25 protein-coding genes, 1 pseudogene and 1 riboswitch are annotated in these 26,392 nt (G+C 67.5%); of the genes and pseudogenes, 9 read left to right on the top strand and 17 right to left on the bottom strand.

Annotation, left to right across the window (positions count from 1 at the left end; genetic code table 11):
• Window positions 1–2 precede the first annotated feature (2 nt).
• From ARGLB_RS12750 to ARGLB_RS12735, 4 genes are all read right to left on the bottom strand, one after another.
• Window positions 3–374 (bottom strand): DMT family transporter, encoded by a 372-nt coding sequence (locus ARGLB_RS12750; protein WP_003803073.1) that lies wholly within the window; start codon window positions 372–374, stop codon window positions 3–5.
• Entirely contained in the window at window positions 374–697 is a 324-nt protein-coding gene (locus ARGLB_RS12745) for a DMT family transporter (RefSeq protein ID WP_003803069.1), read from the bottom strand. The genes ARGLB_RS12750 and ARGLB_RS12745 overlap by 1 nt, the downstream gene beginning before the upstream one ends.
• A 9-nt stretch (window positions 698–706) precedes the next feature.
• Window positions 707–772, bottom strand: a riboswitch (guanidine-III (ykkC-III) riboswitch).
• 112 nt (window positions 773–884) lie between these two features.
• Entirely contained in the window at window positions 885–1,415 is a 531-nt protein-coding gene (locus ARGLB_RS12740) for a ferritin (RefSeq protein ID WP_003803068.1), read from the bottom strand.
• Between the two features lie 43 nt (window positions 1,416–1,458).
• Window positions 1,459–2,088, bottom strand: coding sequence for a HutD/Ves family protein (locus ARGLB_RS12735; RefSeq protein ID WP_003803066.1), 630 nt, complete (start codon window positions 2,086–2,088; stop codon window positions 1,459–1,461).
• A 106-nt stretch (window positions 2,089–2,194) separates the two neighbouring features.
• Between ARGLB_RS12735 and ARGLB_RS12730 the strand changes: the two genes are divergently transcribed.
• The 3 genes from ARGLB_RS12730 to ARGLB_RS12720 are packed head-to-tail and all read left to right on the top strand — an operon-like array spanning window position 2,195 to window position 4,483.
• Window positions 2,195–2,791 (top strand): phosphoribosylanthranilate isomerase, encoded by a 597-nt coding sequence (locus tag ARGLB_RS12730; protein ID WP_003803065.1) that lies wholly within the window; start codon window positions 2,195–2,197, stop codon window positions 2,789–2,791.
• A 25-nt stretch (window positions 2,792–2,816) separates the two neighbouring features.
• Complete coding sequence (locus ARGLB_RS12725; protein ID WP_003803064.1) at window positions 2,817–4,022, top strand: MFS transporter; 1,206 nt, start codon at window positions 2,817–2,819, stop codon at window positions 4,020–4,022.
• A gap of 59 nt (window positions 4,023–4,081) precedes the next feature.
• On the top strand, window positions 4,082–4,483 hold the full coding sequence (locus ARGLB_RS12720; RefSeq protein WP_003803063.1) for a YccF domain-containing protein: 402 nt from the start codon (window positions 4,082–4,084) through the stop codon (window positions 4,481–4,483).
• On the opposite strand, the gene ARGLB_RS12715 is transcribed toward ARGLB_RS12720, so the two are convergent.
• The 8 genes from ARGLB_RS12715 to ARGLB_RS12675 all read right to left on the bottom strand — a co-directional run bounded on the left by ARGLB_RS12715 (window position 4,474) and on the right by ARGLB_RS12675 (window position 13,955).
• A complete protein-coding gene (locus ARGLB_RS12715; protein WP_003803062.1) occupies window positions 4,474–5,349 on the bottom strand; it encodes a DUF4031 domain-containing protein in 876 nt (291 codons plus the stop codon). The genes ARGLB_RS12720 and ARGLB_RS12715 overlap by 10 nt on opposite strands.
• A 112-nt stretch (window positions 5,350–5,461) precedes the next feature.
• Window positions 5,462–6,196, bottom strand: a complete 735-nt coding sequence (locus ARGLB_RS12710; RefSeq protein ID WP_003803061.1) for a hypothetical protein — start codon at window positions 6,194–6,196, stop codon at window positions 5,462–5,464.
• Between the two features lie 265 nt (window positions 6,197–6,461).
• Window positions 6,462–6,878 carry a hypothetical protein gene (locus ARGLB_RS12705; RefSeq protein ID WP_003803060.1) on the bottom strand — a complete coding sequence of 139 codons (417 nt, stop codon included), beginning with the start codon at window positions 6,876–6,878 and terminating at the stop codon, window positions 6,462–6,464.
• Complete coding sequence (locus tag ARGLB_RS12700) at window positions 6,868–8,898, bottom strand: hypothetical protein (RefSeq protein WP_139023337.1); 2,031 nt, start codon at window positions 8,896–8,898, stop codon at window positions 6,868–6,870. The genes ARGLB_RS12705 and ARGLB_RS12700 overlap by 11 nt, the downstream gene beginning before the upstream one ends.
• Window positions 8,895–11,015 (bottom strand): glycosyltransferase, encoded by a 2,121-nt coding sequence (locus ARGLB_RS12690; RefSeq protein ID WP_003803058.1) that lies wholly within the window; start codon window positions 11,013–11,015, stop codon window positions 8,895–8,897. Before ARGLB_RS12690 ends, ARGLB_RS12700 begins: the two co-directional genes overlap by 4 nt.
• Window position 11,016: 1 nt before the next feature.
• On the bottom strand, window positions 11,017–12,117 hold the full coding sequence (locus ARGLB_RS12685) for a hypothetical protein (protein ID WP_003803057.1): 1,101 nt from the start codon (window positions 12,115–12,117) through the stop codon (window positions 11,017–11,019).
• A gap of 61 nt (window positions 12,118–12,178) precedes the next feature.
• Entirely contained in the window at window positions 12,179–13,177 is a 999-nt protein-coding gene (locus ARGLB_RS12680) for a glycosyltransferase (RefSeq protein WP_003803056.1), read from the bottom strand.
• 1 nt (window position 13,178) lies between these two features.
• The gene (locus ARGLB_RS12675) at window positions 13,179–13,955 is read right to left on the bottom strand and encodes a glycosyltransferase family 2 protein (protein ID WP_280959909.1); all 777 of its coding nucleotides are present in this window, start codon (window positions 13,953–13,955) and stop codon (window positions 13,179–13,181) included.
• 310 nt (window positions 13,956–14,265) lie between these two features.
• On the opposite strand from ARGLB_RS12675, the gene ARGLB_RS12665 reads away from it, so the two are divergent.
• Window positions 14,266–15,411 carry a glycoside hydrolase family 16 protein gene (locus ARGLB_RS12665; protein ID WP_139023336.1) on the top strand — a complete coding sequence of 382 codons (1,146 nt, stop codon included), beginning with the start codon at window positions 14,266–14,268 and terminating at the stop codon, window positions 15,409–15,411.
• 22 nt (window positions 15,412–15,433) lie between these two features.
• On the opposite strand, the gene ARGLB_RS12660 is transcribed toward ARGLB_RS12665, so the two are convergent.
• Window positions 15,434–16,579 carry a metallophosphoesterase gene (locus ARGLB_RS12660; protein WP_083839652.1) on the bottom strand — a complete coding sequence of 382 codons (1,146 nt, stop codon included), beginning with the start codon at window positions 16,577–16,579 and terminating at the stop codon, window positions 15,434–15,436.
• Between the two features lie 245 nt (window positions 16,580–16,824).
• Between ARGLB_RS12660 and ARGLB_RS12655 the strand changes: the two genes are divergently transcribed.
• Entirely contained in the window at window positions 16,825–17,658 is an 834-nt protein-coding gene (locus tag ARGLB_RS12655) for a S1 family peptidase (RefSeq protein ID WP_043419051.1), read from the top strand.
• Between the two features lie 3 nt (window positions 17,659–17,661).
• Here the strand turns inward: ARGLB_RS12655 and ARGLB_RS12650 are convergent, their stop codons facing one another.
• Window positions 17,662–17,997, bottom strand: a complete 336-nt coding sequence (locus tag ARGLB_RS12650; protein WP_003803047.1) for a YciI family protein — start codon at window positions 17,995–17,997, stop codon at window positions 17,662–17,664.
• Window positions 17,998–18,224: 227 nt separating this feature from the next.
• Between ARGLB_RS12650 and clpB the strand changes: the two genes are divergently transcribed.
• A complete protein-coding gene (gene clpB, locus ARGLB_RS12645; RefSeq protein ID WP_003803044.1) occupies window positions 18,225–20,882 on the top strand; it encodes an ATP-dependent chaperone ClpB in 2,658 nt (885 codons plus the stop codon).
• Window positions 20,883–20,928: 46 nt separating this feature from the next.
• Here the strand turns inward: clpB and ARGLB_RS12640 are convergent, their stop codons facing one another.
• Entirely contained in the window at window positions 20,929–21,717 is a 789-nt protein-coding gene (locus ARGLB_RS12640) for a septum formation family protein (protein ID WP_003803042.1), read from the bottom strand.
• A gap of 327 nt (window positions 21,718–22,044) precedes the next feature.
• On the opposite strand from ARGLB_RS12640, the gene ARGLB_RS12635 reads away from it, so the two are divergent.
• The 3 genes and pseudogenes from ARGLB_RS12635 (at window position 22,045) to ARGLB_RS24375 (ending at window position 23,413) form a co-directional block, all read left to right on the top strand.
• Window positions 22,045–22,278 (top strand): DUF3073 domain-containing protein, encoded by a 234-nt coding sequence (locus tag ARGLB_RS12635; RefSeq protein WP_003803040.1) that lies wholly within the window; start codon window positions 22,045–22,047, stop codon window positions 22,276–22,278.
• A gap of 345 nt (window positions 22,279–22,623) precedes the next feature.
• Window positions 22,624–22,923, top strand: a pseudogene (locus ARGLB_RS24380) (VOC family protein); the annotation flags it as partial.
• A gap of 247 nt (window positions 22,924–23,170) precedes the next feature.
• A complete protein-coding gene (locus tag ARGLB_RS24375; protein ID WP_003803036.1) occupies window positions 23,171–23,413 on the top strand; it encodes a VOC family protein in 243 nt (80 codons plus the stop codon).
• An 81-nt stretch (window positions 23,414–23,494) separates the two neighbouring features.
• Here ARGLB_RS24375 and purM read toward each other — a convergent pair whose 3' ends face one another.
• Both purM and purF read right to left on the bottom strand, forming a co-directional pair.
• The gene (purM, locus tag ARGLB_RS12625; RefSeq protein ID WP_003803034.1) at window positions 23,495–24,658 is read right to left on the bottom strand and encodes a phosphoribosylformylglycinamidine cyclo-ligase; all 1,164 of its coding nucleotides are present in this window, start codon (window positions 24,656–24,658) and stop codon (window positions 23,495–23,497) included.
• Window positions 24,655–26,391, bottom strand: coding sequence for an amidophosphoribosyltransferase (purF, locus tag ARGLB_RS12620; protein WP_043419049.1), 1,737 nt, complete (start codon window positions 26,389–26,391; stop codon window positions 24,655–24,657). The genes purM and purF overlap by 4 nt, the downstream gene beginning before the upstream one ends.
• Window position 26,392: the final 1 nt, after the last annotated feature.

Here is a 26,392-nt window from a genome sequence, read left to right as displayed (position 1 = left end):
GTCTAGGGAGCCGGATCAGCCCCGCGCCGACGGGCGGGGGCCGCAGGCAGCATCTTCAGCCCCGCCGCGCATCCGACGATCCCCGCAATGAACAGCACCTTGAGGAGGCTGAAGGGCTCGACGCCGGTGGCCATGGCCCAGCCGACCGTCAGTGCCGCGCCAATCCCCACCCAGACGGCGTAGGCGGTGCCGAGCGGGATGTGCTTCACCGCCATGCCCAGGCCCTGCATGCTGAGCGCGGCAGTCACCACGAAAACAACGGTAGGAAGTGGCCGGGTCAGGCCGTCGGACAGGCCCAGGGCAGTGGCCCAGACGGCTTCCAGGACGGCGGAGGAGAGCAGGATGATCCAGGCGGTGGCAGGCTTCGCGAGCATTACGCCACCGCCTTGAGGCCAACCACGCATGCGGCGATACCGGCGAGCAGCAGCAGCCGTGCCGCCGTCGGCCGTTCAACTTTGGCCACGATCGCGTAGGCGGAGGTCAGCACCACACCCACGCCGACCCACACCGCGTAGGCGGTGCCGGTGGGAATGGACTGCATCGCGATGCCGAGGCCTGCGGTGCTGGCCAGCACCGCGACGAGGAAGAGGGCCCCTGCGGCGACCCGCCGCCGGCCGGAAGACTGGGACACCCGGTGCAGCGCTGCCGCCCACACCGCCTCGAGGGCGCCAGAAAGAATGAGGATAAACCACGACATGACAGATCCTTTGGCCAGTCTTGTCGCGCACCGGGTACTGAACCGTCGTCCGGAGGTCCGGGAAAGGGACCTTGGAAATTACCATAGCAACGCCCGACGGCGGCGGCCACCGTTGGTGGCAAATCTCACCGCTGGATGACGGCGTCCGCTGCTGCCCGAAGGCCGGTGCTGATACAGGGCAGCCAGGTCAGAGGGAGCCGCCGGCCGCTTCCGGTGCGCCGGCATCGCGGCCGCCGTTGCCGATGGTTTCCCGGGCAACGAAGTTCTCGATGTCGAAGCTGTTCTCCGCCCGCTCGGCGATGTTCAGGAGGGTGGTCATCGAGGCGACCTCCTCCACCTGCTCCTTGAGGAACCAGAGCATGAACTGCTCGCCGAGCGCGTCGTCCTCGGCCCTGGCCGCGCGGAACAGGCTTTCGATGCTGCGGGTGACTTCCTTCTCCTGCTTGAGCGCGAGTGCCAGCGGGTCCGTGACGGCGGTGAAGTCGTTCCGGACGGCGGGAACGCCTGGGATGGGAACCGAAACACCGCGGTCCACCATGTACTGGACCATCATCATGGCGTGGTTGCGTTCCTCCACCGACTGCCGGTAGAAGTACTTGGCCAACTGTGGCAGGTCCTGGTTGGCGAACCAGACCGCCACGGCAATGTACTGCTGCGAGGCCGCGAATTCGTTGCCGATCTGGAGCAGCAGGAGATCACTGAATTTTGATTTGGTCATGGCACCGAGTCTAGGTTCCGGCACTCGCTGCGACCAGAGCTTCTTAGCCGGCCACCGCATCAATGGACACCACGGCGAGGAACCCGCGGCCCAGGATTTCCGGCGTTTGGCTGTCCGAACCAACCACGGCGTCGTAGCGGCCGAGTGAAACGGGTGCATCTTGGCCGCCGCTGCCGGACTCAGCGTCCGCGCCGGCGCTCCCGGGGCTGCCTGCGCTCCCCGGGCTGACCGCGGCCTGTCCCTGCAGCAGGATGCCCAGCTGGCCCTCAAACACCGGATGGGCGCGCTTCTTGGACAGCTCAACGATCGAGGTGTACGCCTTGAAGGCCCCGTCGCGGGTGATGACGTTGAGGTTGCGGACGTCCCCGGTGGGCAGGGCGGAGGAGGATACCGCGCCGCCAGGGAAACGGAAGGGGCGGTACTTTTCAAGCGGGTGCTCGGCCCCGTCCACGGCCAGCAGCAGCAGTTCGCCCTCGACGACCGTCAGCACCCGTTCCATCCCCGGAAAAGCGGAGTACTCCCCGGCGCTGGTGACGTCGGCGATGCTGACCCGCCAGTCCCACGCCCCGTCTGCAGATGACGCCGGCCCGCGATGGCTGGCCAGTTCGCGGGTGACCCCGCCGCCGTTGCGCCAGGGCTGGGGTTTCAGGTCTGCGAAGCGGATGATCTGCATCAGCCCAGCCTATCCGGGCGTTGCCCGCGCCCTCCCTCCCCGCGTAAAGTCGGCGACGGATCGCTGCGGGTCGTGGGCGACGCGTACAACTACAAGGAGCCGGTAAATGTTCGTCAAAGTCTGCGGCCTGAGCACGCCTGAATCAGTCCGGGAAGCCGTGGAGGCCGGAGCGGACGCGGTCGGCTTTGTCCTGACAGCCAGCCCCCGGGTGGTGTCACCCGCGCAGGTCACGCAGCTCGTGAAGGCCGTGCCCGACGGTGTGACCGCCGTCGGTGTTTTCCGCACCGAACCAGCCGTGGACGCCGTGGCCATCGCCCGCGCCGCCGGGCTGAGCTGGATCCAGCTCCACGGTGAGCGCACCCCGGATGACGTAAAAACAGCGCACGACGCCGGCATGAAAGTCATCCGCGCCGTCACCATGGGCGCCGCGTCGGACGCGTTTGCCGACTGGGGCGAGGAACTGCTGCTCATCGACGCCGCCGTGCCCGGTTCCGGCGAGGCCTGGGACTACGGTTCCGTGCGCGCCAAAGGGCTGGAGGGACGGCACTGGCTCCTGGCCGGCGGCCTTGATCCCGCCAACGTGTCCCAGGCCGCGCGCGACGCGGGGGCGTGGGGCGTGGATGTCTCCTCCGGCGTCGAACAAAGCAGGGGAGTGAAGGACCTGGCCAAGATCAGGGCGTTCGTAGCGGCAGCCAAAGGCTGACCGCCAAGCTGCCCGTGACCCCACCATGCACGGTCCCGTGACCCAGGCGACGCGCGCCCGGACACCCGCGGCGCCCCTCTACGCCGCCGGTTTCGTGACCGCGTTCGGCGCGCACAGCATTGCCGCCGGCATGGGCGCCCAGAGCGGCAACATCGGCCTCACCCTGCTGAACCTGGGCATCCTGCTAGCCGTCTACGACATTTCCGAGGTTTTCCTCAAACCCGTCTTTGGCGCATTGAGCGACCGGATCGGCGCCAAACCGGTCATCGTCGGCGGGCTCACCGGCTTTGCCGTCCTGTCCCTGATCGGGCTGTGGGCCGCCGATCCGCTGCTGCTTGGCCTGGCCCGGCTGGGCCAGGGAGCGGCCGCCTCGGCGTTCTCCCCGGCGTCGTCGGCGATGGTGGCCCGGCTGTCGGCAGGGAAGAATGCCGGGACCTTCTTCGGCAGGTACGGGTCCTGGAAGAGCCTCGGGTATGTGATCGGCCCTCTGCTCGGTGCCGCACTGATCGCCGCCGGTGGTTTTGCGCTGCTGTTCGGTGCTCTTTCAGTACTTGCCGCGGCCACCGCCGTCTGGGTCCTCTTGGCGGTGCCGCACCTGCCGCCGCTGCCCCGCCAGCGGTACACCGTGCTGGACCTGGCCCGGCAGGTTGCCGAACGCCGGTTCCTGGTGCCCACCCTGGTGCTGGCAGCGTCGATGGCGGCCATGGGAGCAGCCATCGGGTTCCTTCCGGCCCTGGCGGTGCAGCACGGCCTGGACCCGGTGGCAGGCACCGCCGCCGTCAGTGTGCTGGCCGTCGCCTCCCTGCTGGTCCAGCCGCGGATCGGAGCGATGCGCGATCTGCACCGCATCGGCGACGCCGGCGGGATGCGCACGGGCCTGCTGCTCACCGCCGCCGGGGTCGGCCTCGTGGCCGTCGCCCCGGGGCCGGTCACCATCTTTATGGCCGCGGCGGTCATTGGCGCCGGCGTCGGCGCGGCCACACCGCTGGGCTTTGCGCATCTGGCGGACAGCACGCCGAGGGACAGGATGGGACGGACCATGGGCTCGGCCGAGCTGGGACGCGAACTCGGCGACGCCGGCGGCCCGCTCCTGGTGGGTGCCGTGGCCACCGCCGCTTCGCTCCCGCTGGGCCTTGGGCTCCTGGCGCTCCTGGTCGCGGCTGCCGGGGTCCCGCGCCTGAGCCAAGGGGCGGGTGTTGCCAGGGCCGAAGGTCCGCCCGCTGAAGGTTAAGGGTTAAATCAGGGCAGATCCCGAGACCCTTCAGGCTTCCTGACCGGCAGAATGGACGGATGAAGACACTCCTGAACATCATCTGGCTGGTTTTCGGCGGTTTCTGGCTGGCGCTTGGCTACTTCGCCGCCGGCGTTATCTGCTGCCTGCTCATCGTGACCATCCCCTGGGGCATCGCCTCCTTCCGGATCGCGTCCTACACCCTCTGGCCCTTCGGGCGGATGGTGGTGGACAGGCCGGGCGGCAACGGTGTGTTTTCGCTGCTCGGCAACGTGATCTGGCTGCTGGTGGCCGGCATCTGGATCGCGATTGGGCACGTGGTCACGGCTGTGGCCATGGCCCTGACCATCATCGGCATCCCGCTGGCCATCGCCAACCTGAAGCTGATCCCGGTTTCCCTGATGCCGCTGGGCAAGCAGATCGTGCCCACCGACAGGCCGTTCATCGCCGCCTACCGCTGACCCAGTTCGCCCTGCAGGTTCCGCCGGGCGGCGTCCAGCCACAGCCTTCTGGCCCGCTCAGTATGGAAGAGCGGGTCCAGTGCCAGCAGCTGGCGGACGACGGCGGCCCTTCCGGCCGCAAAATCGGCGTCGCCGATGTGCGCATAATCTTCCCGGACCGCAGCCACATACCGGGCGTACGGCTCCGGTTCCCCGCCCAGAACTGACAGGTCGGCGTCGCAGAGGAGTGCGCCGTCGTCGTCCCCTGCCTCCGGAAGGTGATCCGAAGTGAGCCGGACCAGCCGCGCCACTTCGTCCACCTCGGCCTCCGGGAGGCCGGCCTCGCCGAGCCTGAGCTCGGCGAGCCGGGCGGATTCCTCCTCGTCCTGGCCGGCGACTCCCCGGTAGACGGCGTCGTGGAACCAGGCCGCCAGCAGCACGGTGCGCGGCGGCCGGGCGGGTGCGGTGAGCAGGTCGAGGGCTTCCAGCACGGCGAGCAGATGGGTGCAGCCGTGGTACCTGCGGTGGCTCTCGCTCCAGCGGTCCAGCAGGTCCAGGAACAGGGCGTCATGGCCTGGCATCACCATGTTCCAACGGTTGAGCAGGGGAGTCTTGAGGGACTTGGTTCGGCTGCGCGCCGGGATCCTGAGCCCGCTGGCAATGAGTTTACGGACCAGGACCCGGGCCTCCACCGGAATGGCACCTGCGGCCACCAGATCGTCATAGCGGCGCTGCGGGACGTCGTAGTGGTCGCCGTCGAATGCCCGCTCCGGGATGCCCGCAGCGGCGGCGAACGCATGCAGTTCCGCCAGGGAGGTGTCCGAAATCAGGTGCGAAAACAGTGTTTCGTGGGCAGGCCAGAGCGGCGGATCGAGGTAGACGGCCATGGGGGAGAGTCTAGTCCGCGCCCAGCACAGCACGCCCCCAGCAGAGCACAGAACGGCACGGCAGGCGTACTACCGGCCACCGCCTGCCGTGCCGTAAACGTGCCCGCTTCAGCTAGGGCGACTTCTTGACGATGACGTTGTCGATGTATTCGTCGCCCATCTGGCGGGAGTGCTCTGCTCCAAGCTGCACGTGCGTCAGGCTTGAGACGCCGAGGTTCACGGCGCTGCTGGAGAACTCCAGTGCTCCGTCAAACCACACCTTGATGGTGGAGGCGCTGCCGTTGGCCGTGACCTCCATCTGGGCCCGGTGCCAGGTGCTCAGCGGGATGGTGGAGGACTTCAGCTTGGTGTAGGAGAAGGTGCCGTTGGGCGCCGTGACGCGCAGCCACAACTGGCCGTTGCTGTTGTACCGGTAGATATCTGCGATCCGCGTGCCGTTCGTGAAGAACCGCAGGTAGGGGACGTCGTTGCCTGTGAGTCCCGCCCTGGTGATGTTGAACCAGCCGTCGGCGTTGGCACTCTTGACGGCGGAGCCCAGGGAGAGGGACAGCTTGGCCAGCGAACCGGAGTCCGAGGTCACGTGCAGCTTCGCGGAACAGGTACCGGACACGCGCTGCGACGTGCTGACGGTTGCCGTTCCGGTGCCCGCCGTGGTGGCCACAAACGGGGAGAAGGAACCGGCCTCGAAGCTTGTGGCCGTTACCGTGGTGCCGGTCAGTGAGTTTGTCGGCAGCGTCTTGGAATTGCTGCAGGTCACCGCATTGGCAGGTGACGAGCCGAGGATCAGCCCGCCTGTCATCAGGACGCCGATGGTGCCCAGGGTGCCCAGTTTTTTCAGCTTGCGCATTTGGTAGTCCTCACTATTATGTTCGGTTCGGGGTGCACCGGCACTGCGTGCCGGTCCCGGTCCAGCAGCCGGGCAGGCCGGCCAGGAGCGAAACGCCGTCACAGCAGTTGGATCAGCCTGGTCAGAAGCGAAACGCAGATTAGGGAAAGGAGAGCCGCTGCGGCGTACACCGCAGCTTTCGGCAGGGGAGCATCCGGCCGAACAATGCGCAAGGCATCACACGTGACCACCGCCACGACGGTGGCAAGACCAGTCAAGAAGATGATCATGACGCACCCGCCGCAGAGACCGGGAACCGCTTGGCTCCGAGGGCCAGCAGGAGGAGGGTGATGAGCGACAGTACGAGCACTGCCACCGGCGGGGACCACATCCGGGCAAAGACCATGGCCGTGGCCACGATCGTGGACAGGGCCAGGCTTGATGCCACGGCGATGGAGATGGCCAGCGGAAGGGTGCTCTGCGCTGCCGAGCGGTGGGCGCCGGCACCGTCGGCGTCGTCGGTGCCGTCGGTGCCGGCGGAGCCGAGCCGAATGTAGAGCACCAGGGCCGTTCCCGGCCCGGCGAGCATCAGGAGGCCGATGACCAGCATCCGCAGTCCCTCCGGACCGAAAAATGACAGCGGCACAGCGGCGACGGCGACGGCGGCCACCACCCATGCGATGTGTTTACGATCAATTGCCATTGCCTGCTCCTTGAATATGGAAGACCACGCCACCGGCGTTCTCAAACAGCTTCGACCAGCCCGGCGAACTGCCGCAGGTGGCGATGAAACGGTCAATATCCCCGGGGGGTGTTGTTTCGAGCAGGTCCGCGGCCCGCTTCTGGCTTGTGGTGACGATCAGGTAGGCACCTGACTGCTGGGCGATCCTGTCGGCCGGATCGCAGGACAGCGGTCCTGCGCCGGGCCTCGGTTCGGCCAGCAGCAGGGCACGGTAGTCGTAGTCTGCGTACTTCTGGAACTTCCACGGAGTGTCGTGCACCACCTCAATGAGGACCGATCCATCCGGCGCCGTGGCGTACAGCTGGTTGACCAGTGAGATTTCGTCTGGCGTGAACTTCTCCATGCTGTCGTTGCCGTAGCGGCTGACCACGGTGGCGGATGCCAGGACCGATCCCATCACCAGCAGCGCAAACGCACGGCGCCAGCCGGGCCCGCCGGGACGGTCCGGCAGGAGCGTCAGTACGGCGAGGCAAGCGGCGAACGGCAGGCTGAACAGGTACAGGCGGAGCAGCAGTTCGCCGCCGTAGGGCTGGCCGGGAATGAGGGTGAGTGGAGCAAGTGCCCCGAGCGCCGCGGTCAGCCAGGCTGTGCGCCGCCGGTGCGCCATGAAAGCCCCGAGCGCGGCCAGAAGCCAAACCATGGCCACTTCGGCGAGCCGGGTGTAAACCACCAGCACGTGGGCGTCGCTGCCGCCAACCCTCTGCGTCACGACCCCGAGGGTGTGGCCCTCGACGTCGCCGAACGATCCGAACAGCTGGGTCAGGTGGCCGTCAAAGAAGTCGCTCGCCACAAACACGAGCCACCCGGACGACAGCACCACGGCAAGGATCGGCAGGGACGGCATCCGGAGCCGGCCGCTCAGGAGGAACACGGTGAGGATCGGGATGGCCGCGAAGGGTGTGAGCTGGTGCGAGGCCGTCATGGCCACGAGGAGTCCGGCGCTGATGACCAGCAGGATTGCGGTATCCACCGGCGGAGGGCTGGACATGCCCTGGTGCGGGACAGTCGGATCAAGCTTGGTCACGTGGTGGGCCAGGAACCTCGTGAAGCGGTTGCTTCCGGTGGGCCAGGCCCAGCCGCTGAAGGCGCTCAGAAGGCATGCGACCAGCGTGACCAGGAGCAGGAAGGCGTAGGCCTGCGGCGCGAGGTAGTCCTGCCCCACCCAGCTGGCCAGGTAGAAGAGCCACACGCCGGCCCATGCCTGCCGGGGGTGGGAGGTAAGCCTCCTGGCCAGGGCCAGGAGTGGCGCCAGCAGCAGCAGGTTCATTCCAAGGGGTGCCCACGTGGCGATGCCCATCAGGTCCCCGACGCCGGTGGCGCCGGACAGCAGCCCCAGAAAAGAAAAGAATCCGGGCCAGTTGAAGTAGGCGTCGAGGCTCGTGTCCAGCTGCCCGGAGCTGGCAATGTAGTCGGCGACGCCAAGGTGCCGGTAACTGGCCGTCAGCCGGGGCAGGCCGTGGACGATGGGGTCGGCGGCGTGCAGGATCACCACGAGGACCAGTACCTGGGTGGCCAGCAGCACCGGGGTGTGTCGGCGCAGGTTAAGCGTTGCCACGAACCCGGTCAGGCTGAGGAAGATGGCTACGAAGAAGGCCGGCGGCACCGCCTCCACGAGCCCTGTCCCGCCAATCCGTGCCGTATCCACACTCAGCAGGCTCCAGATTCCGAGGGCCAGGGCAGTGGCTGCCAAAGCAGCCAGTGCCACCAGTTTCCAAGGCGGCGTGGGGCCATGACGGACGACGGCGGGCGGTTCAGCCCCGCCGCGCCTGGCACCGCTGTGCTTGATTTCGGCGTGCCCGCCGTGCTTGGTGTCACCGTGTTTGGTATCACTGTGTTTAGCGTCGTGGTGGCCGCTGCCGTGCTGTGTTTCGCCGTGCTTCGGCTCGGCGTGCCGGTGCGGGGCATGCGAGGGCGGCGCCGGCGTCGGTGGGGCAGGTGACGGTGGCGCTGCCGGTGCTGTGGAGGTGGGTTCAGGTGTCATGGCTTCTCGAATTCGGTCGGCTGGTTAAGGACCGCTGATGCAACCTGGACCGGTTCAGCGGCGGGCATGGCGGTGGTCAGCATCCTGAGGCGCCAGACGGCCACCAGGGCTGCGGCGGCCTGGGCGGCGGACCAGAGGGCCGAGACGCCGGTGAGGCCGAACTGTTGGGCGGCGAAGGCGGCCGGGGCCACGATGAGGATGGCTGCGGACACCGCCACCGACGTCGCTTCGGCGAGCCGGCCCCGGGCACGGCAAAGGCCGAAGTAGACCTGGGTGACGCAGGCCAGCAGCAGGGCCGGCACCAGGACGGGAAGCAATATGGCGGCCGCGGCATACTCCGGGCCAAGGAAACCAAGAAGGAAGGGGCCGGCGGCCAGCAGCATCACAGCGGCGGCCAGCGTGACGCCGAGGCTGGCCTTGAGCGCAGACGAGACCAGCCCGGGACGTGACCTGCCGCCGGCCAGCGCGGTCTGCAGCGAGAGCCCGGCGGACTGGGGCACAAAGAAGATCGCTGACGCCATCATCCACACCATGTACCAGGACGCCGTTGCGGCCGGGCCGAGGACGGCGGCCACGATCAACGGCAGGAGGTAGCCGGGCGCGCGGTCGGCGAGCATCAGCGCATGGTTCGGCAGGCCGGGCTTCAGCAGCCGCAGGGCCGGTCCGACGCGGAGCCCGTGCTTCCAGTCGGGTGACACCTTGGCGCGCTGGAGTTGGCGGAGCCCGAGGACCACGCTGGCCAGGGCTCCGGCGGCCACCGCCCCGACCACCACTGCCACTTCCCGGATTCCGCCGGCGAGGGCAAGGGCCAGCACGGCCAGCTGCACCACGCTCTGGGCAAGGCTCCTCACCAGGGCGCGGTCGGAGCGTTCCTGCGCCACGCCCACATGGTCCAGCTGGTACGCGGCCGCGGCAAACACGGCCGTGGCGGCGAACAACCCGGTCAGGACGGGATCGTTCCAGGCCAGGCCCACACCGGACCCCAGCGAGTAGGTCACCGCTGCCACGGCACCGGACAAAATCACGGTGGAAACCCCGACGATGAGGAGGCTGCTGGCAACTAGCCTGCGGCCGCCGTCGGACTGTTCGGGGAGCAGGGTCAGAGTGGCCGGCCCCACTCCCAACATCCCCAGCTGCACGGTCAGGAGCGCTGCGGCCACGACGGCGGAACCCATGCCGAGCTGCGCTGGCGGCAGCATGATCGCCGCCAGCGCCCAGAACAGGAAACCGGTGGCCATCGGGGCCACCCGGGCGGCGGTCAGCCAGGCCGCGTTCCCGCCCACGGACAGTCCGGTGCCGGGCGGACGCATAAGTTCGCCGAACATCGACCTGTAGTTGTACACCAGGAAACAGGCCCAGTACGCCAGGAACCGGGGCGCATGCAGCAGCGACATGCCGACGCCGCGGATGGTCGCCAGCAGCGGCAGCAGCACCAGCCATCCGGCGCGGCCGGGGTGTTTGCGAACGGTGCGGGCCAGCCCGGCGCCGTCCTGGAGCCACTGGTCGCGGGCGGCGTCGAACGAGTCCATGAACCTGTGCCGCACCGCGGTGGTGCTGGAAACACCAAGCCGGTAGCCGGCGTCTTCGAGCCTTATCCTGAGCTCGATGTCCTCACCTGAGCGGAAGGTGTCATCGAACGCCACGGACAGCAGGACTTTTCGGAACATGAGGGTGGCGCACACGCCGAACCACGAACGGACCCGGCTGTGGATGTGGTGCCAGGCCAGGGCCGCGCCCCAGTACCCGGGGCCGTCCGCTTCGCTGACCAGGCCGAACTGCAGTCCGTCGTAGCCGCAGGCCTTAAATTCGTCCAGGAGCCCGCCCAGGGCGCCCGGCGGCAGGACGACATCGGAATCGATCAGGGCAACGAGGTCGGAGCGGGCGTTCTTGACGCCGAGCATCCGCGCTGCCGGCAGCCCGCGGCCCTCGTCCGAGATGACGCGGGCGCCCATGGACCGTGCGATCTCCACCGTGTTGTCCGTGGAACAGCCGTCAACCACGATGATCTCCCGCGGTTTTTCGGCGCGGATGGATTCCAGGCATTCGCCCAGCCAACGGCCTGCATTCCGCGCAGGAACCACCACGGACACCTCGAGGTCACTCACGTGGGCCCCCACGTCACTCCTCCAGCTTGGAGCTGATCAGGCCGGCAACGTAGTCGGACGTCCGGTCTGCGGACCATGAGGCGGGAATCCGGAGCAGGGAGCAGGGCACGTCGTCCAAGGCCCGGCGTACCACTGCCGCCTTCTGGCTGAAGAATTCCTCCAGCGGAACGAGGCCGGTGGCACCCAGTGCCTCGATCAGCCGCCGTGACACCACCGGCAGCTCCGAATGGAAGTTCCCGACGATGCGGGAAGTCATCCATTCGCGGGTTCTCGTCTCCAGCCGGGCTTCGGACCCGTCATAGCGTTCGAGGAAGATGGCCAGCCGGGTGAGCGCCGCCGACGAGATGCCCTCCTGCCCGAAGACCAGCTCCGGATGGACCATCCGGTGCTCCGGGGACCAGCGGCGCGTGAAGGCGGCGGTCTTCGGGTAGCGGACGATCACCGGATGGACTGCCGTGGCGAGGTGGGCCACCGTGTTCGTGAGCCAGCCCGGGGCGAGGGGCTTGCGGGTACCGCTGAACACCTCGGGGTAGATCCTGCGGTGGTGCGGCTTGAGGAACATCGGCTTCGCATAGCCCATGAGCATGCCGTCGGCATCCAGGAAGGCCCAGTCGTCGGCCATGAACCGCACGCCGGGCATGGCTACGAGCTTCGCGACCGTGCTGGTCTTACCCACGCCGCCCCAGGCGGGAAGGAGGACCCCCGAGCCGCGGAAGTCAACCACCGCCGCGTGGATCATGGCGGCGTTCTGCCTGATGCAGAGCCGGTCCAGCAGAGGGATGACGGCCGTCAGCAGCTCGCCACGGCCCCGGACGGAGTAGCCGTCGCGGGTTTCCTGGACCTGGACGCGGTCCGCGGGGATGTAGAGCGAGTCCGGCGTGAACCGGTAGGCGTCCTCGGCGTGCGACTGTTCCGCCACCTCCTCTATTTCCGCGCTGACGTTCAGCCGGAGCGGTGCCCGCGACGGTCCCAGGAACGGAGCGAGCATGTCCCGCAGCTGCGCTTCGCCGGGGGTATCGGGAGCAACATCGATGCCCACGAGGCCGTGGATATCGAAGCTGGTGCCGGTGGACGGGAGTGAATCCCGCAGAACGTCTTTTTCGGACTGGCTCATGCCCCGTACCCTCCAGCGGTATCGGCGTTACGGACGGGGGTGTACTGCGGGTACATCCGGATCATTTGACTTCCCTCCAGCTGGCGTGTGGCTCGTGCGGCGCGGGACCCGCGTCCGCCGGATCAAGGGGCAGGCGGCGTCCCCGGACGTACCCGCAGGTGGTTACGGCCAGCACGGCGACCGTGGCCATTGCGCGTCGCAGGCCGGCAGGATCTGTTCCCCGGATCGTGCCTGCTACCCCCGCCGCCACGGCACGCGGCAGCACGCTGCGGACGTACCGGCGCTCGGGCCCCAGGGCGCGCTTGTGGCCGACGATCTTGCTGACCAGGGCTTTGGATATCCCCTCAGACCAGGCGCGCCGCAGCATGTAGCTCAGCGTGCCCCGCTGGGCGGGAACGAAATGGTTCACCAGCGCCGCCGGTTCGTACACCACGCGGCCACCGGGCGAACCGATGGCCGCCCTGATGCAGATTTCCGTCTCCTCGCAGCCCAGGGGCAGCGTGTTCTGGCGTCCGAGGGCAGTGTTGAAGCCTCCCACCACCTGGAGGACCTGGGAACGGAACGACATGTTGGCGCCGATGACGTTGCGCACCTCGGCCGCCACCTTGGGCATGCCGCGGTGCGTGCAGCCGATAATCCAGTCCAGCTCCTCGCCGAAATAGGCCGGCCGGCTCGTTTCCCATTCCGGCACGACGCGTCCGCCCACGGCCAGCACGTCGGGGTCGTCGTAGAGGGCCCTCAGCCTCTCCAGCCAGTCCGGGGCCGCCACCGCATCGTCATCGAGGAAAGCAACGACGCCGGCAGTCGCCGCCGCGGCCCCCGTGTTCCGTGCTCCGGAGAGGCCTTTGGGGCCGGTGTTCTCCAGGATCACAACATCATCGACGGTAAAGATGAGCCGCTTGTAGAGATCCACGTTGTAGTCGACCACCACGATCGTCTGCTGCGGCCGTACCGTTTGGGCGCGGACGGATTCGACGGCGGCCATCAGCCTGTCCCACCGGTCTTCCGTGTAGGAGCAGATCACCACCGAAACAGCCGGGAGCCCTTCAGTGTGGTTCACCTTAATCACCCGCTATCAGGCCAAGGACGGTTGCCGGATCCGTCGGAATGTGGGGGAGGGTTATGCTGGGGTACCTGTATTTCACGCGCCTGAGCGACTCTGGCCGGGCGCCGGCCGTGGGTGCTTCCCAGCCCACGCATTCACGGGCCAGGGTCCGCAGTACCCGCCACCCGTCGCGGAAGGTATGAAGGTTGGAGTTGCCGGAAATCCGGGTCAGTTCGTTGCTGGGCACCTCGGCGATCCGCAGCCCCGCCCTGGAGGCACGGACGATCAGCTCGGTTTCAATCTCGAACCCCTCAGACTGAAGCTCGAGGATCTGGAGGCACTCCCGCCGCATGGCGATGTAGCCGTAGCAGAGATCCGAATAGTTGCTGTGCAGGACAAGGTTGGCCAGACGGGTCAGGCTGCGGTTACCGGCGCTGCGGAGCAGGGTGATGTCTTCGGAGCCTCCGCCCGTGACGTACCGGGAGCCCTTGACGAAGTCGAATTCATGCTGGAGCGGCGAGATGAACCAGCCGATTTCCTGCGGATCCATGCTCCCGTCAGCATCCAGCATGACGATGATGTCCCCGGATGCCGCGGCCAGCCCGGCCCTTACTGCGAAGCCCTTGCCGGCCTGGGGCTCGGAGACCACCACGACGTCCAGGCGCAATGCCCTGGCCACGTCGACGGTGCTGTCCAGTGAACGGCCGTCGACGATCACCACCTCGTCCACATACGAGGGCATGCGCCGAAGGACCCACGGGAGGTTCATGGCCTCATTGAGGGTGGGAATCACCACACTGATGGAGGCCAGGGGTACCGGTACCGCATTTGATGCACGAACAGTTGAAACTTGTATGGGGATGGTCACTAGCCTCACCACTCATCGGAGTCGTATGCCTATGCCCCGCCCGAGCAGCCTCCCCGGTTGGATACGGGAAAATCGAAGCGCCTGCTGCTGCGGTACTGGCAACTTGCTTGCACTCCCCCTCGGATCATGTTCGGCCGGGCAACTTGGAAAAAGCTTGGGATGCCCTGCACCGACCCCAGTTTTGGGGGTCGAGGAATCCTTGGATGCGGTTAGTCTCCGGTGTCACACTTGCCCCATGGTTAACTCAGCTCACGGCAGGCACCGTGGGCGCCGCACTTTGCCCCGGTTCCCCGGGCGGCTGGCTGTGGTCGTGGCGGTGGCGGCGCTGACGGTGTACGGGACGGTGGCTACGGAAGCGCAGCGGCTTCCGGCGGACCCGCTGCCCGCCGCCGAACCGTCGGCGGCAGAAACGGGCGCTGCGTCAGCGGCGGCCGGACCCCCTGCGTCTTCCTTCCCTGCGTCTTCGTCTCCGGCGGCGAAGGCTGCCAAGCCCGCCCCGCCGTCGTCATCCCGTCCGGAGCCAACCCGGGCCGCGGCGCCGGTGGCGGGGCCATCCGCAGCCGCGCCGCCCTCAACAGCGGCCCCGGCGGCGCCGACCCCGCCAAAGCCCCTGACCCAGAAGGCGCCGGCAGCGGACCCTAAGCTGCACCAGTTGCCCACAGGTGACCTGCCCGGGTGGAAACAGGTGTTCCGGGAGGACTTCAACCAGGGAGACGTGCCCATTGGCGGATTTCCGGGCCCTGCCTACGCTGCGAAGTGGAGCGCCGGTTATGTGGACGGCACTCCGGACACGGCAGGGCAGCGGGGAGCGAAGTCGGGCTATTACCCGTCCAAGGTGCTCAGCGTGAAGAACGGCATGCTGGACTGGTATCTGCACACGGAGAACGGTGTGTCCATGGGGGCCGCGCCCACCCCCAAAATTCCGAACAGCAGCACAAACCCGCACCGGGCCAACAGTCTCCTCTACGGAAGGTTCTCGGTACGGTTCAAGGCCGATCCGTTGCGCGGCTTCAAGACGGCCTGGCTGCTGTGGCCGGACAGCGGGATCTGGCCCCGGGACGGCGAACTCGACTTCCCCGAGGGGGACCTCTCCACGAAGTTCTACGGTGCCGTTCACAAGATGGGCAACGACCCCTACGCCACCGATATCTTCTACTCCGACACCACCTTCACCCAGTGGCACGTGGCCACCATGGAGTGGAGCCCGGGCAAAGTCGAGTTTTTCCTCGACGGCCGCTCGCTCGGGGCGGGAACTTCGCGGACGCCGAATATCGCGATGCACTACATTCTCCAGACTGAAGCCTGCCTGTTTGGCTGCCCCAAACCGGACACGGCGGGGCACGTCTACCTGGACCGGATTGCGATCTGGAAGCGGGCGTAGGGGCGCCGGTTCGGCGGCGCTGCTACTTCCATTTGATCTCGAAGCTGTCCGTAAACGTGTAGTCGGCCGCCGGAACGAACCGCGCTGAGAGCCGGTCAGCGGTGGCCGTTACGTCCAGGGTGCCGAGGGCGGCGTCGCGGTTCTTCCCGGACCAGGCAGCAAAGTAGGGGGATTCGGGATCCTGGTCGTTGACCTCATAGAGCCCCACCCCGCCGGTTCCCACGGTGGCGAACACGGTTCCGGCGCCCTGGACCATGGCGTTGTCCGGGCCGGCGAGGCAGCCGCCGGAGAAGGTGTCCGGCACCAGCGCCGGGCAACCCTGGCCGCGGCCCAGCTGATGGCTTCGCTGGTAATTGTGGTCGTGGCCGGACAGCACCAGATCCGCCTTCCTGTCGATGAGCAGGTTGGTGAAATCGCGCCCGGCCCGGCAGTCGTACTTGCCCACGCTGAGGCAGGGGGTGTGCATGCCGACGACGGTCCACGGGATCTTCCTGGACCTGGCGCCGTCAAGGGCGGCCGCTGTCCACAGCCAGCGCTCGCTGCCCCTGGAGTAGTCCAGGGTGTTTCCGTCGTGGAACTTGATGCCGGGGGACACCATGATGAAGCGCACCAGCGGGTCCCGTTCCGGGTAGTCGGCGTACCACTGGATTCCGTACTCGCCTGTCAGTCCTGGCAGTTTGTTGGGCAGGCAGTTGACGATGTTGGCGATGTCGCCGTCGTGGCCGTCGCTTTCGTGGTTTCCCGTGACCACCTGGTAGGGAAAGTCCCCGCCCAGCTTGCCGGTGACCATGTCGCAGAATTCCTGCTCGCGCCCCGCCTCGTAGGAGAAATCCCCGAGCGCAAGGTTCAGCTCGGGACGGAGGCCGCTGATGGTGTCAAGCACCTTGCGTGCCCCCGTGCTCAGCCCGATGTCGCCCTGGGCCGTGAAATGGACGGCGGCGGGCGATGTGGAGGGGGTGGTCTTTGTCGGCGAGGAGGGCCCGGCGGGGGAGGAGGACCCTTCCGGCTCGGGCGCCGCGGTTGCCGGCGGTCCGGACGTGCCGGGCGGAACCGGCGTTTCCGACGGCGGCGGGGGCGGACCCTGTTGGCAGGCAGTTAGCAGCAGCGCCAGTGAGAACACGGCCGGAGCCACGCCGGACCATCTCCGCTGTTTCGACAGTCCAGGCATGATCCCTCACATCACGGAACCGAGCCTGATGCCGCCAGGCTGGGGAACGGTATTTACTGCTAGGCCCTCAGGGTAATGCCCGCAGCGCCGCCGGGCCATACACCGTTCCCGGCATGCAATAAACCAATCCCGGCCTGGAATGATAGTGACACTTCGTGTAATGAATATGACAAATTCTGTCAATGGCCGTAGGCTCGCAGTCGGACCTTTCGCACCCCTCGCACCAAACGCTAAGGAGCCTCACGTTGAAGATCGCGAAAATCCTGGCCACGGCCGCGGCCAGCGCGGCGCTGCTGGCTCCCGTTCTTTGCGGCCCGCCGGCTCAGGCCGCCCCTGTCGAAGAAGTGGCCCCGGCGCAAGGAGTTGCCCCGGCCAAAGAAGTGCCGGCCAGGGACGTGCCGGCCCCCTCCGGTGACGGCACGTTCAGCAGGGACATCGCTGGCGGCAGTACCACCACAGTTTCAGCCGCCCCCTTTGTGGCGCAAGTTTCCTACGACTCCGCAGGTGTCAACGTGGGGTGCACCGGCAGCCAGGTCGCCGCGAGCTGGGTCATCACCGCCAAGCACTGCAACTCCACCAGCCTGAGGTCGGTCCGGTTGGGCACCAGCTACCTCGGAACAGGCGGTGCGGTCCGTTCGGTTGCCGCGCGCTATGCGGCACCGGCCGGGGATGTCCTGCTGCTGAAGCTGTCCACGCCCTACTACGGCTCCTATGTGGGCCTGTCCAGTTCCTTTCCTGCCACCGGAACATCCGCAACGGTCTACGGCTGGGGCGACCAGTCCGAGGGGTCCGGCGCCATGTCCTACTATCTCAAGGCGGCGGGCGTCTCGGTGGTCTGGCAGGGCGTGGACAACTATGGCGGTCCGTCGGTCCGGACGCGGTCGGAGAGCGGCCACCCGCTCAGTGGCGACTCGGGCGGGCCGTTGATCGTGAACGGCAAACTTGCGGGGGTCCTGTCCACGTCGGACATCCTGCCGGCGCGGAACCCTGCGAATTACACCGGCTACTACAACGACCACGCCTCCGTGGTCCGCAACCTCGCCTGGATCACCAGCGTCTCGGGAGTCCAGGGCTCGTAGGAGTTACATCCCGGGCAAGTCCAGGGTCTCGTACACCTGGATGCTGGCGCCGGGCATCATGAGGTGCGGGTGCCCCTCGAGCAGGGCCAGGGCCCCGTCCATATCCTCGGCCTGCAGGATGCCGTATCCACCCACGCTGGTGGTCGTGTCCGAGGTGCCCGACTGGCTGACTTCCTTGCCGGCGCCCAGGGGCTGGCCCATGTCCACGATGCCATTGCCGGCCCGGGACGCCCACTCCATCCACGCCTTCATGCCCTCCTGCGCGGCCTCGGGGGAACTCTCCGCCATCTGGGATTGTGCCGACTGCGGCGCGTTGTAAAGAACTACAAACTTCTTCATTGCCGGTCCTGTCTCTGGAGTCGTGGGGTGTGACCCTCGCAGCCACAGGTCCGATCCTAGGGGGATTAGGCCTGCGGGGATACAGTTCAAGAGCCACCGTTCACGGAAAATTCGCCGCACCACCAGTGGGCATTTCGCTGTGGGAAAACTTGGCCGTGAAGACCTGAAAAGCAAAGTTGAGCGTAGTAGACTCAACTTAGCTAAACCGTCTTCGAAAGGAGCTCTCTTTGGACGTCAAATTCACCACCAAGAGCCAGGAGGCTCTTTCGGCTGCGGCCATGAACGCCTCCACGGCCGGAAACCCGCAGGTGGAACCCGCCCACCTGCTCAAGGCGCTGATGGATCAAAGGGAAGGTGTCGCCGTCGCACTCCTCCGCGCCACGGGCGCGGACCCGGATGCTGTCAGCGTGCAGGCCAGCACCGCCATCAAGGCACTGCCCGCCACGTCCGGAAGCTCGGTCCAGCAGGCCCAGCTGTCCCGACCTTCCCTGCAGGCAATCCAGAACGCCCAAAACGAGGCAGACAAACTGGGCGATTCCTTTGTCTCCACCGAGCACCTGCTGCTGGGGCTCTCGGCCGGAAGCGACGGCGTGGGCAGGCTGCTGCGCGACGCCGGCGCGTCCCACGAGGCGCTGGCGGCGGCCCTTCCGGGTGTCCGCGGCGACCGCAAGGTCAACACGCCCGATCCCGAAAATACCTTCCAGGCGCTGGAGAAGTTCGGCACCGACCTCACCGCGGTGGCGCGTTCGGGGAAGCTTGATCCGGTCATTGGCCGTGACAGCGAAATCCGGCGCGTCGTGCAGGTGCTCAGCCGCCGGACCAAGAACAACCCCGTGCTGATCGGCGAACCGGGCGTCGGCAAGACCGCCGTCGTCGAGGGCCTGGCGCAGCGGATGGTGGCCGGCGACGTGCCGGAAAGCCTTCGCGGCAAGACCCTGATCGCCCTTGACCTGGCCTCCATGGTGGCCGGCGCCAAGTACCGCGGCGAATTTGAGGAGCGCCTCAAGGCCGTCCTTGAGGAGATCAAGAACTCCGAAGGCCGGATCGTCACGTTCATCGATGAGCTGCACACCGTGGTGGGAGCCGGGGCCAGCGGCGAGAGCGCCATGGACGCCGGCAACATGCTCAAGCCCATGCTGGCCAGGGGTGAGCTGCGGCTGATCGGCGCCACCACCCTCGACGAGTACCGCGAGAACATCGAGAAGGACCCCGCCCTGGAGCGCCGCTTCCAGCAGGTGTACGTCGGGGAGCCCAGCGTGGACGACACCATCGGCATCCTCCGCGGCCTGAAGGAGCGGTACGAGGCCCACCATAAGGTTGCCATCGCCGACTCCGCGCTGGTGGCTGCCGCGACGCTCTCCAACCGCTACATTTCCGGGCGGCAACTGCCGGACAAGGCGATCGACCTCGTGGACGAGGCCGCCTCCCGGCTGCGCATGGAGATTGACTCCGCCCCGGAGGAGATCGACCAGCTGCGGCGCGCCGTCGACCGGCTCACCATGGAGGAGCTCGCCCTGCAGGGCGAGACGGACGCCGCGTCCGTGGAGCGCCTCGCCGCCCTGCGGGCTGACATGGCGGACAAGAAGGAGCAGCTGGCAGGCCTGAACGCCCGCTGGGAGGCCGAGAAGGCCGGCCTGAACCGCGTGGGAGACCTGAAAGCAAAACTGGATGAGCTGCGGTCCACGGCGGACAAGGCGCAGCGCGAAGGTGACCTGGAGACAGCGTCCCGGATCCTCTACGGCGAAATTCCGGCACTGGAACGCGAACTGAACGCCGCCGCCGAGGCCGAGGCCGCCGTCGCCGACAAGTCCGCGCTGATGGTGGCGGAGGATGTCACCGCCAACGACATCGCCGAGGTCATCGCGGCGTGGACCGGCATCCCCGCCGGCCGGATGCTCCAGGGTGAAAGCCAGAAGCTGCTGCACATGGAAGAGGAACTCGGCAAGCGGCTGATCGGCCAGTCCAAGGCCGTTACCGCCGTATCCGACGCCGTGCGCCGCGCCCGGGCCGGCATCAGCGACCCCAACCGGCCCACTGGTTCCTTCCTGTTCCTCGGCCCTACCGGCGTCGGTAAAACCGAGCTCGCCAAGGCGCTCGCGGACTTCCTGTTCGACGACGAACGCGCCATGGTGCGGATCGACATGTCCGAGTACAGCGAGAAGCACTCCGTGGCGCGCCTCGTCGGCGCGCCTCCCGGCTACGTCGGCTACGAGGAGGGCGGACAGCTGACCGAGGCCGTCCGCCGCCGGCCGTACTCCGTGGTGCTGCTGGACGAGGTGGAGAAGGCCCACCCCGAGGTGTTCGACATCCTGCTGCAGGTGCTCGACGACGGCCGCCTCACCGATGGCCAGGGCCGCACCGTGGACCTCCGCAACGTGATCCTGGTGCTTACCTCCAATCTGGGCAGCCAGTTCCTCGTTGACCCGACGCTGGATGCGAACGCCAAGCGCAATGCCGTGATGGCCACGGTGAACGCCTCCTTCAAGCCCGAGTTCCTGAACCGGCTGGACGAGGTGGTGCTGTTCGATCCGCTGTCCGTCGAGGAGCTTTCCCGCATCGTCGAGCTGCAGGTGGCGGAGCTGACCAAGCGCCTGCACGAGCGGCGGCTCTCGCTCGAGGTCACCGAAGGTGCCCGCTCGTGGCTGGCAATGTCAGGCTTCGACCCGGCATACGGCGCCCGGCCGCTGCGACGCCTTGTGCAGCGCGAAATCGGCGACCGGCTGGCCAAGGCCATCCTGGCCGGTGAAATCTCCGACGGCGACACGGTCCTGGTGGATACTGCCGCGGACCTTGGGGAACTCACCGTCGAAGGCCTGGAAGCTCTCTCCGGGCCCGACGGCGGTGCGCCCCTGGGCAGCGGGCTCACGGTCCGCCGGCGGGACTAACGGGACGGGGCTATCGGCGCGCGACTAACCGGACGGGGGCAGGGAACTACGGGAGCAGGCTTGCCTTGATGACGTTGCCCGACGCGGTGACGTAGCAGTCCACGCGGCGGTCGCCCTTGGCCCAGCTTGCCGTGCTCGGGTAGGCGAGGCGGTAGTTCAGGTTGTACGCATTGGACTTCTCCGTCAGGGCCGCCGTCTGGCACGTCTCCCGGGCCCTTGTCTTCAGTCCCTCCCGGCCCGGGTACGCGTCACCGTCAGCGTAATGGGTGACCGCCACCAGCTGGGCGGAATGGCCGGAGGTGCACGCAACCACGGTGGACTTGGATGCCTCGGGGTCGAAGTCCTTGAAGCAGTCGCCCACCCGGAAGTCCAGCGGGCCCACGTTGGCCAGGGGCAGGCTGGGCCGGGGCGATACAGCCGGCGCGGCGGGGGAGGACTGCGCCGCGGTTGCCTCGGGCCGGTTGGCGGCCTGCATGGTGGCGCTGGCGAGGAGCGACGTCAGAAGCCACACGAGCAGGCCGCCCACCACGAGCAGCGCAACGACAAAACCGGCTTTGAGCAGGGTCTGCCGGACCTCGGTCTGCGCGAGCCGGGAACGGATTGATCCGAGGAGGCTTTTGAACCGGGCAGCAAGGGCCTGGGCGGCGACGGGCCGGGCAGTACCGGGCCGGGCTGCGCTGGGTTGGGTCCGGTCCGCCCCGGCTGACTCTGGCGCTACCGGTTTGGGCTCCGCCGGTTCGCAGCCGGCTGACTGGGCCTCAGCTGGCTCGGGCTGCACGGTGACGGAGCGGACCGTCCCGCGTTCCCCGTCGTGGCTGGGATCGTTGTCATTCATATGGGGGCGGCACCCCTTCCTGGCGTTCGCTCGGCGGTGAGGATCCGGTATCCATGCGTTTCCGCGGTGTGGCCCTGGCGGCCGGTTGCCGGATTCCCATGCCCGCTAATTTCAGTCGTTCAGGAGACTCTATCGAACAAAAAATCCCTGCGAAGCCCGGATTGCCGCGGAGAAGCGGGCTACGGGGGCCTCCGGAGGCCCGTGTGGCAAGCAGATGCCGCCGAAAGCATGTAATCTAGGGGTACGACAAATTGACCAAACATTCCGGGGCCTCACCGATCGCCAAAGGTGACCACCTCCGGTCCAAGTACAAAAGGGGGTCACGCCATGGGGCGCGGCCGTCAAAAGGCAAAAGCTACCAAGCAGGCTCGGGACATCAAGTACTACTCCCCGAACACCGATTATTCGGCCCTACAGCGTGAGCTCACGGGTCCGGGAAGTCGTGCCACGAGCCATTTCGCGAATGAACCGGTCGAGCCGGACTATTCAGCCTACGTGGATAAGTACGCGGACGATTTGGATGAAGACGACGACGAGGTAGACAGCCGTCGTATCGGTTAGTCGTTTCCCTGAACTGCCGTAAGGCAGTTGGCTGAACGCCGCCGTCGTACACCTCCTGGGTATTTCCCGCATTAGGGTTGCCCGTCTCCCTGCCTGACCCGGACATCTGGTCATAGCCAGAGACGTGGCCGCAGGGATGAGTCCGGGTGTCGCCACAGTTATCAGGCCCGTTGGGCACGCCAGTCTTTGGCGTACCCAACGGGCCTTCTGTATTTTCCGGATCCGTTGCAGGGAAAGCCGGGAGTTGATCACCCAGGGCCTCGCCGCCTTCACCGGACGGGCCGTGCACGCCAGCGCCCGGAGGAATTAGGCTGGAGGAACTCAGCCAACGAAAGGTACGGACCCATGGTTCAGCGCAGCGGGTACAGCCTCGGAGAGCTCTGCTGGGCGGACGTCCAGACGCCGGATGTGGCTGCGGCCAAGGCCTTCTACGCCGCCGTGTTCGGGTGGCGCTACGAGGACCTGCCGACTCCGGACGGACGCAGCTACGCGAAGGCCTTCCTGGATGACGATCTCGTGGCGACGGTGGCACCGCAGCCGCAGCAGGGCGGTGCACAGCGGCCCGCGCAGTGGAACGTATACTTCGCCGCGGTGGATGCCCGGGCCGCCGCGGAGGAAGCCGAACACGCCGGCGGCTCGGTGCAGTTCGGGCCGGAGGCCATCGGGGACACCGGAACCATGGTGTTCGTGGAGCCGCCGGACGGCGGTGCCACCGGCATCTGGCAGGCCGGTACCCACCCGGGCAGCGGGCGGCACAACGAGCCCGGCGCGTTCGCCTGGGCCGAACTGATCACGCCCGAGCCGCAGGCCGCCGTCGGATTCTTCCAGCAGCTGTTCGGGCACGAGGTGACCGAGTACCCCCCAGGACGACGGTGGAACCTACACCACGCTGATGGTGGACGGCGCGGAGGTGGCGGGCATCGCCCCTGCTCCGGAGGAGGACGAGGAGGGCGGAGACGCCGGCAACCGCGGCTGGCAGGTCTACTTCGGCGTCTCCAGCGTCAAGGAAGCGGTGCTGTCGGCCGTTTCCGCCGGCGCCGAAGTGCTCGTGGAGCCGGAGTTTGACGACGACGGCGGCACCATCGCCACCCTGAAGGACCCCCAGGGCGGGGTGTTCAGCGTCCTGGAAGTTTAAACACGCATCGAGTGCTCCCCAACCGCCCTTATGAAGGTTCTAAAGGGCGGTTGGACCGGTGGGGAGCACTCGATGATGTGTTTAAGCGTAGGCGTTGACCAGCTGGACTGCGCCGCCGTCCACGCCCTTGGCGCCCTGCACGTAGTCCGGACCGGTCTTGGCCACGGCGTCCGAATCGGCGCTGACGGCGCCCATGATCCAGGACGGCAGTCCGCGCTCGTTCAGGCGGGCCACGGCAGCGTCTGCAGCTTCGGCGGAGACCACGGCCACCATGCCGACGCCGAGGTTCAGCGTGCGCTCCAGGTCGGGCAGCGGCACGCGGCCCAGCTCGGAAACAAGCTTGAAGATGGCGGGCAGCTCCCAGGTGGAGCGGTCAACGGTGGCCACGAGGCCCTGCGGCAGCACGCGGGCCAGGTTGGCTGCCAGGCCACCGCCGGTGACATGGCTGAAGCCGTGCACAGCCTTGTCTGCGGTGACCGGGAAGGCCCGTGCCAGGTCCAGGCAGTCGGCGGCGTAGACGCGGGTGGGTTCCAGTAGTTCCTCGCCCAGCGTGCGGCCGAGCTCGGACACCTGGCGGTCCAGCGCCCAGCCGGCGTGGTTGATGACGCGCCGGACCAGCGAGTAGCCGTTTGAGTGCAGGCCGGAGGAGGCCATGCCGATCACCACGTCGCCGGCACGGACGCGGTCCGGTCCGAGCAGCGCGTCAGCTTCCACCACGCCGGTGGCGGCGCCGGCGACGTCGTACTCGTGTTCGCCCAGCAGGCCGGGGTGCTCGGCCGTTTCGCCGCCCACCAAAGCGGTTCCGGCCACGGAGCAGGCGGCCGCGATGCCGCGGACGATGTCGGCGATGCGCTCCGGAACCACCTTGCCGCAGGCGATGTAGTCGGTCATGTACAGCGGCTCGGCGCCCACCACCACGATGTCGTCCACCACCATGCCCACGAGGTCGTAACCGATGGTGTCGTGGATGTCCATGGCCTGGGCGATGGCCACCTTGGTGCCCACGCCGTCCGTGGAGGTGGCCAGCAGGGGCCTCTTGTAGGTGAGGAGCCTGGAGACGTCGTACAGGCCTGCGAAACCGCCGACGCCGCCAATCACCGATGCGTTGTGCGTTGCCTTGACGGCGTCCTTCATAAGCTCGACGGCGCGGTCGCCGGCTTCGACGTCCACACCGGCGGCCGCGTAGGTGATGCCGGTGTTGTTCTGGGCAGCATTCATGTCAGCAGTGGAGGAAGCGGAAGTCATAGGGACTCTTTCTTGTCAGCGCCGACGGTCGCAGCGTCGTGGTGGAGGTCGGGCACGCGGTCGGCGTCGGTCAGCAGGTTCTCGAGTTCGGAATCCGGTCCCGGGTCACAGCCCGTGGCGCCCGGCTTTTCCGCGGGGTCCTCGGTCACCGGGATGCTTTCCGGGTTGCCGGGGGTGGCGGCAGCCGGTTCGATGGCGGCGTCGGCGGCAGCATCCGCTGCCGAACCGGCGGCCGGAGCGGCGCCGGACGGGGCAGGCAGGCCGCCCAGGTCCGTGCGCTCCAGCAGGTTCTTGCCGAGCTTGTCGGCGCCGGGCAGCTCAATGGGGTACTTGCCCGTGAAGCATGCCGTGCAGAGCCGTTCGCGTGGTTGCTGGGTGGCGCCGATCATGCCGTCTTCGGAAATGTACGCGAGCGAATCGGCGCCGATGGCCTGGGAGATCTCCTCGATGGTGGCGCCGTTGGCGATGAGCTCTGCCCGGGAGGCGAAGTCGATGCCGTAGAAGCATGGCCACTGGACCGGCGGGGAGGAAATCTTGACGTGGACGGCGGCGGCGCCGGCCTCACGGAGCATCCGGACGATGGCGCGCTGGGTGTTGCCGCGGACGATCGAGTCATCCACCACCACCACGCGCTTGCCGCGGATCACGGACTCCAGGGCGTTGAGCTTCAGCCGGATGCCCAGCTGGCGCAGCGTCTGCGACGGCTGGATGAACGTGCGGCCCACGTAGGAGTTCTTGACGAAGCCGTGCGCGAACGGGATGCCGGATTCCTCGGCGTAGCCCACGGCCGCGGGCGTGCCGGACTCGGGGACCGGGATGACGATGTCAGCGGTCTGGGTGTTCTCGCGTGCCAGCTGGCGGCCCATCTCCACGCGGGATTCGTAGACGGAGCGGCCGGCGATGGCGGCGTCGGGGCGCGCGAGGTAGACGTACTCGAAAACGCAGCCGGCCGGCGTCGGGTCCGCGAAGCGGCGGGACCGCACGCCCTGTTCATCGATGGCGATGAACTCGCCGGGCTCGATCTCCCGGATGAAGCTGGCGCCGACGGTGGCCAGGGCGGACTGCTCGGAAGCGACCACCCAGCCGCGCTCCAGCCGGCCCAGGCAGAGCGGGCGGATGCCGAAGGTGTCACGGGCTGCGTAGAGCGTGCCTTCGTCCATGAAAACGAAGCAGAAGCCGCCGCGGATCTTGGGAAGCAGTTCGAGGGCGGTCTCCTCGAGGGACTTGCCCTCTTCGCCCTCCAGCAGCGCCGTCACCAGGGCGGTGTCGGAGGTGTTGCCCTGCTTCATTTCGCCGCTGAGCTGGCCGCCGTTGCGCTCATGGATCATGGCGTTCAGTTCGGCCGTGTTGGTGAGGTTGCCGTTGTGGGCCAGGGCCACCGTGCCGGTGGCGGTAGCGCCCAGCGTGGGCTGGGCGTTGGCCCAGTGGCTGGCTCCGGTGGTGGAGTAGCGGCAGTGGCCCACGGCCAGGTGCCCGGTCAGGGTGTTCAGCGTGGTCTCGTCGAAGACCTGGGATACGAGGCCCATGTCCTTGTAGACGTTGATCCGCTTGCCGTCGCTGGTGGCTATACCAGCCGACTCCTGACCGCGGTGCTGCAGCGCGTACAGCCCGTAGTAGGTAAGTTTTGCTACTTCTTCACCTGGTGCCCAGACCCCGAAGACGCCGCATGCGTCCATCGGGCCTTTTTCGCCAGGGAGAAGATCATGAGAAAGTTTTCCATCGCCGCGTGCCACT

It is taken from the genome of Arthrobacter globiformis NBRC 12137, from assembly GCF_000238915.1.
Classification (GTDB): Bacteria; Actinomycetota; Actinomycetes; order Actinomycetales; family Micrococcaceae; genus Arthrobacter; species Arthrobacter globiformis.
This window is presented reverse-complemented; position numbering and strand designations above follow the sequence as displayed.

Excerpts from the sequence above, each read along its gene's own strand:
- ARGLB_RS12720 (WP_003803063.1), top strand. The coding sequence starts at position 4,082 with ATGAAGACACTCCTGAACATCATCTGGCTGGTTTTCGGCGGTTTCTGG.
- ARGLB_RS12705 (WP_003803060.1), bottom strand. The coding sequence starts at position 6,878 with ATGGCAATTGATCGTAAACACATCGCATGGGTGGTGGCCGCCGTCGCC.
- ARGLB_RS12725 (WP_003803064.1), top strand. The coding sequence starts at position 2,817 with ATGCACGGTCCCGTGACCCAGGCGACGCGCGCCCGGACACCCGCGGCG.
- ARGLB_RS12700 (WP_139023337.1), bottom strand. The coding sequence starts at position 8,898 with ATGACACCTGAACCCACCTCCACAGCACCGGCAGCGCCACCGTCACCT.
- ARGLB_RS12635 (WP_003803040.1), top strand. The coding sequence starts at position 22,045 with ATGGGGCGCGGCCGTCAAAAGGCAAAAGCTACCAAGCAGGCTCGGGAC.
- ARGLB_RS12740 (WP_003803068.1), bottom strand. The coding sequence starts at position 1,415 with ATGACCAAATCAAAATTCAGTGATCTCCTGCTGCTCCAGATCGGCAAC.
- purM (WP_003803034.1), bottom strand. The coding sequence starts at position 24,658 with ATGACTTCCGCTTCCTCCACTGCTGACATGAATGCTGCCCAGAACAAC.
- ARGLB_RS12715 (WP_003803062.1), bottom strand. The coding sequence starts at position 5,349 with ATGGCCGTCTACCTCGATCCGCCGCTCTGGCCTGCCCACGAAACACTG.
- ARGLB_RS24375 (WP_003803036.1), top strand. The coding sequence starts at position 23,171 with ATGGTGGACGGCGCGGAGGTGGCGGGCATCGCCCCTGCTCCGGAGGAG.
- ARGLB_RS12730 (WP_003803065.1), top strand. The coding sequence starts at position 2,195 with ATGTTCGTCAAAGTCTGCGGCCTGAGCACGCCTGAATCAGTCCGGGAA.
- ARGLB_RS12685 (WP_003803057.1), bottom strand. The coding sequence starts at position 12,117 with ATGAGCCAGTCCGAAAAAGACGTTCTGCGGGATTCACTCCCGTCCACC.
- ARGLB_RS12660 (WP_083839652.1), bottom strand. The coding sequence starts at position 16,579 with ATGCCTGGACTGTCGAAACAGCGGAGATGGTCCGGCGTGGCTCCGGCC.
- ARGLB_RS12745 (WP_003803069.1), bottom strand. The coding sequence starts at position 697 with ATGTCGTGGTTTATCCTCATTCTTTCTGGCGCCCTCGAGGCGGTGTGG.
- ARGLB_RS12735 (WP_003803066.1), bottom strand. The coding sequence starts at position 2,088 with ATGCAGATCATCCGCTTCGCAGACCTGAAACCCCAGCCCTGGCGCAAC.
- ARGLB_RS12650 (WP_003803047.1), bottom strand. The coding sequence starts at position 17,997 with ATGAAGAAGTTTGTAGTTCTTTACAACGCGCCGCAGTCGGCACAATCC.
- ARGLB_RS12710 (WP_003803061.1), bottom strand. The coding sequence starts at position 6,196 with ATGCGCAAGCTGAAAAAACTGGGCACCCTGGGCACCATCGGCGTCCTG.
- ARGLB_RS12665 (WP_139023336.1), top strand. The coding sequence starts at position 14,266 with ATGGTTAACTCAGCTCACGGCAGGCACCGTGGGCGCCGCACTTTGCCC.
- ARGLB_RS12640 (WP_003803042.1), bottom strand. The coding sequence starts at position 21,717 with ATGAATGACAACGATCCCAGCCACGACGGGGAACGCGGGACGGTCCGC.
- ARGLB_RS12750 (WP_003803073.1), bottom strand. The coding sequence starts at position 374 with ATGCTCGCGAAGCCTGCCACCGCCTGGATCATCCTGCTCTCCTCCGCC.